This window comes from Oleiphilus sp. HI0086, from assembly GCF_001635225.1.
In genome coordinates this window covers 1-964 of record NZ_LWFZ01001318.1, presented here as the reverse complement: position 1 = coordinate 964, position 964 = coordinate 1, and the positions used below count along the sequence as shown (strand labels likewise).

Below are 964 nucleotides of genomic sequence, written 5' to 3'. Positions count from 1 at the left end.
TATGTCGCTCACAGCAGGAAGTTTTTCAGCGAACTGGGTTTTGACGACAATTTGGTGGAAACGGAAGGCTTCCGTCGTTTGTTCTCTGGTGATATGTCGCATGTGCCAGAACCTATGAGACAAACAGCTTGGGCAACTGGCTATGCGCTGTCGATTTATGGCACGGAGTACATTCAACAGTGTCCGTTCCGCACAGGCAACGGTTACGGGGATGGCCGTGCAGTATCTGTCCTTGAGGCTGTCATCAATGGTCAGCGTTGGGAGATGCAGCTAAAGGGTGGTGGGCGAACGCCATATTGTCGTGGTGCGGATGGGCGAGCAGTGCTGCGCTCGAGTATTAGAGAATTTCTGGTTCAGGAGCATATGCACCAACTAGGGGTGCCAACATCTAGGTCCTTATGCCTTTATGTATCTGGCTCAGAGACCGTTGATCGCCCATGGTATTCTGAAGGTTCTTACTCCCAAGATCCGGATATTATGGTATCGAACCCGGTTGCAATTTCAACACGTGTCGCACCGTCTTTCTTACGGGTCGGGCAGCTTGAACTGTTTGCTCGTCGAGCGCGTAGCAAGGCTCATCCAAAAGCTCTCGAAGAGTTAAAGATGATCGTTTTGCATTTGATTGATCGTGAATACAAAAGTGAGATCAATGAAGACCTATCGTTCGAAGATAAATTACTGCGGTTGGCTAGCGAGTTTCGTGAGCGTTTAAGCGCGCTTGTCGCAAACTGGCTTCGCGTAGGTTATTGCCAAGGCAACTTCAATAGTGACAACTGCGCAGCGGGGGGGTATACCCTTGACTATGGTCCATTCGGGTTCTGCGAAGTGTTTGAACCGTTTTATCAGCCTTGGAGTGGTGGCGGGCATCACTTTTCGTTTTTCAATCAACATGCTGCTGCCGAGGCAAATTTTGAGAGTTTCTGCTCGGCATTGCGACCCCTTGTTGCATCGAAGCCCGATGTAT

General features: G+C 49.9%; 1 protein-coding gene. It reads left to right on the top strand.

The window, feature by feature from the left end; translation table 11 throughout:
* Positions 1 to 114: 114 nt before the first annotated feature.
* Positions 115 to 964, top strand: an 850-nt coding sequence (locus tag A3756_RS22785) for a protein adenylyltransferase SelO family protein (RefSeq protein ID WP_231875618.1), incomplete at its 3' end; no start/stop codon positions are given.